Source organism: bacterium, from assembly GCA_040757115.1.
In the GTDB taxonomy this organism is placed as follows: domain Bacteria; phylum UBA9089; class CG2-30-40-21; order CG2-30-40-21; family SBAY01; genus JBFLXS01.
The window spans coordinates 1-2,540 of the sequence record JBFLYA010000376.1 but is presented as its reverse complement, the minus strand read 5'-3'; the positions used below and the strand labels follow the sequence as shown (position 1 = coordinate 2,540).

The following is a 2,540-nucleotide window of genomic DNA, read 5'->3' as shown; positions in this document are numbered from 1 at the left end:
CTTAATCCTATCTGTTATCTAATTCCCTTCATCTTTTCCTTAATTCTCTCCCCAATTTGTCAAAATAGCCTTCTTTTTTACCCCACTCCCCCCTTTTTACTCAACTACTTGCCGATTTCAGGATAAAGAATCTAATAACACTTAAGAAAAAAGGAGCCGAAGAATTCCTTAAAGGGAAAAGGTATTGGTATACGGAAAGTGCCACCTAACCCATCGCTGCACTTGACCATCGCTTCGCTCGGGCAGGTGAGCTCAGTCGTTAGAATAATAAAAATAATCACACAGAGACACAAAGTCACAAAGGAATTGAATAAAACAATAAACCTTTGTGTTCTTTGTGGCTTTGTGTGAGAAAATAAAAAGGAGATATTTTAGGGTCAACCGTGAATGTGGAATGCACAATAATTCGGTGAGGCAGAGGAAAAGGAAAAGACAGCGAATCAGAGCTTTTGTCTAACCCTGCGTTGCAGTTGACGGCGGGGGCTGTGCCGTAATTAGAGTTTTGTGGTATCTTAAGCTTTTATCTTGTTTACAAAGTTTGGTGGTAATCCGCCCCGCAGCAGGTGAGCTCAATCGTTAGATGTAGAAATGGAGAAAACAAATGATTTCTAAATGTAAATGTTTCATATGTTCGTTAGATGCAGAATATAGGGATGATGGTGGTACAGTCTACATAGTAGATTGTCCAAGATGCAGTGATTATAGAATTTCAAGAGATGATAGAAGTATTATAAAAAACTACCCGTTTACTCAATTGGAGATAGCTAATATTTCAGGATGGTTCAGAGAGAATAAAGGAAAAATGATCACACCCGAGCAGATAGAACATCTTAGAAAAATAAAAACCCCAACTGTTGCAGAAAAGGCTGAAAAGTTATTGAGGTTTTTAGTTAGAAAATACCCTGTTCCAGGACAAACTTTTCAAGTTTATCAAAATCCAGAGGTTAATGGAGTTTCATGGACACAAAATAAGGATGAACTGTCCTTTATAGTTAATCATTATCTTGTTAAGTGTAAGCAATTTCTGGTGGAAGAAGCAAAAGATTATCATTATAAGATAACCGCTGAAGGATGGGCTTATATTGAGGAATTGAGTCAGATTAATCCAGAAAGTCAAATTGCTTTTATAGCTATGTGTTTTGATAAAGAATTGGATCCTCTTTTAAGAAATGTTATTGAGGCTGGAATAATAGATGCTGGTTATAAACCTTTGCGTATAGATAAACATGAGCATGTAAATCGTATAGATGATGAGATTATATCAATGATAAAAAGAAGCAAGTTTGTTGTTGCTGATTTTACAGGACAACGGGACGGTGTTTATTTTGAAGCTGGCTATGCATTGGGTATGGGATTACCCGTAATTTGGTTGTGCAAACAAGATGAAGTTGATAACAACGAAGTTCATTTTGATGTCAGGCAATATAAGTTTATCACTTGGAAAGAAGATGATTTTGACCAAGCTCGCAAAGACTTAAAGAATAGAATCGAAGCAATTATTGGCCGGGGAAAATGTTCTACAACTCAGAAGAAGATTATAAACACCTAACAAAACAATGAACCTGACAGAGCAGGTTATTTTATCGTTAGACTAATAAAAATAATCACACAGAGACACAAAGTCACAAAGGAATTGAATAAAACAATAAACCTTTGTGTTCTTTGTGTGAGAAAATAAAAGGGAGATATTTTAGGGTCAACCGTGAATGTGGAATGCACAATAATTCGGTGAGGCAGAGGAAAAGGAAAAGACAGCGAATCAAAGCTTTTGTCTAACCCTGCGTTGCAGTTGACGGCGGGGGACTGTGCCGTGGTCAGAGTTTTGTGGTCTCTCAAAGTTTTATCTTGCTATCAAACTTTTGTGGTAATTCTCCCCGCCGCACCTGAACTTTATCGTTAGGTGGCAGGAGGAGAAAAGATGAAGGCGGAAGATAAAAATTTGATTGCATATTGTGGTCTCTACTGCGGAGATTGCCACGGCTATACTGGCAAAATTCCTGATTTGGCAAGAGATCTCAGGAAAGAACTGAGGGTATGCAGATATGATAAGTTTGCAGAATTTATTGCTGATGAGGGCTTTGGCAAAGTCTTTAAGGATTACAGCAAATGCTACGAAGTCCTTGGGGCTATGGTCAAGTTTCGTTGCAAGAAAGGATGCAAGAATGGAGGTGGTCCACCCTTCTGCAAGATAAGAAAGAGGGCAGGGGCAGGGGCAGGGTCAGGGGTCGGTCAGGGTCAGGGGTCAGGTCAGGGTCAGGGGTCAGGTCAGGGTCAGGGGTCATGCAGGGTCAGGGGTCATGCAGGGTCAGGGGTCATGCAGGGTCAGGGGTCTGCAGGGTCAGGGGTCGTGCAGGGTCAGGGGTCAGGTCAGGGGTCAGGGTCAGGTCAGGGGTCACATCTTGTGGTCAGGTCAGGTCAGGGGTCACGGTCAGGTCAGGGGTCACATCTTGAATTGTGAATTAAGAAAAAAGGATATTTTAGGGTCAACCGTGAATGAATAATTCGGTGAGGCAGAGGAAAAGGAAAAGACAGCGAATCAG

2 protein-coding genes are annotated in these 2,540 nt (G+C 40.7%); both read left to right on the top strand.

Annotated features, from left to right (window positions below):
* Nucleotides 1-601: 601 nt before the first annotated feature.
* Nucleotides 602-1,549: a hypothetical protein gene (locus AB1422_18830; protein ID MEW6621356.1), complete on the top strand. Its 948-nt coding sequence runs from the start codon at nt 602-604 to the stop codon at nt 1,547-1,549.
* A gap of 369 nt (nt 1,550-1,918) precedes the next feature.
* Entirely contained in the window at nt 1,919-2,458 is a 540-nt protein-coding gene (locus AB1422_18825; GenBank protein MEW6621355.1) for a hypothetical protein, read from the top strand.
* Nucleotides 2,459-2,540: the final 82 nt, after the last annotated feature.

Coding starts and splice junctions, on each gene's coding strand:
- AB1422_18830 (MEW6621356.1), top strand. CDS start 602: ATGATTTCTAAATGTAAATGTTTCATATGTTCGTTAGATGCAGAATAT.
- AB1422_18825 (MEW6621355.1), top strand. CDS start 1,919: ATGAAGGCGGAAGATAAAAATTTGATTGCATATTGTGGTCTCTACTGC.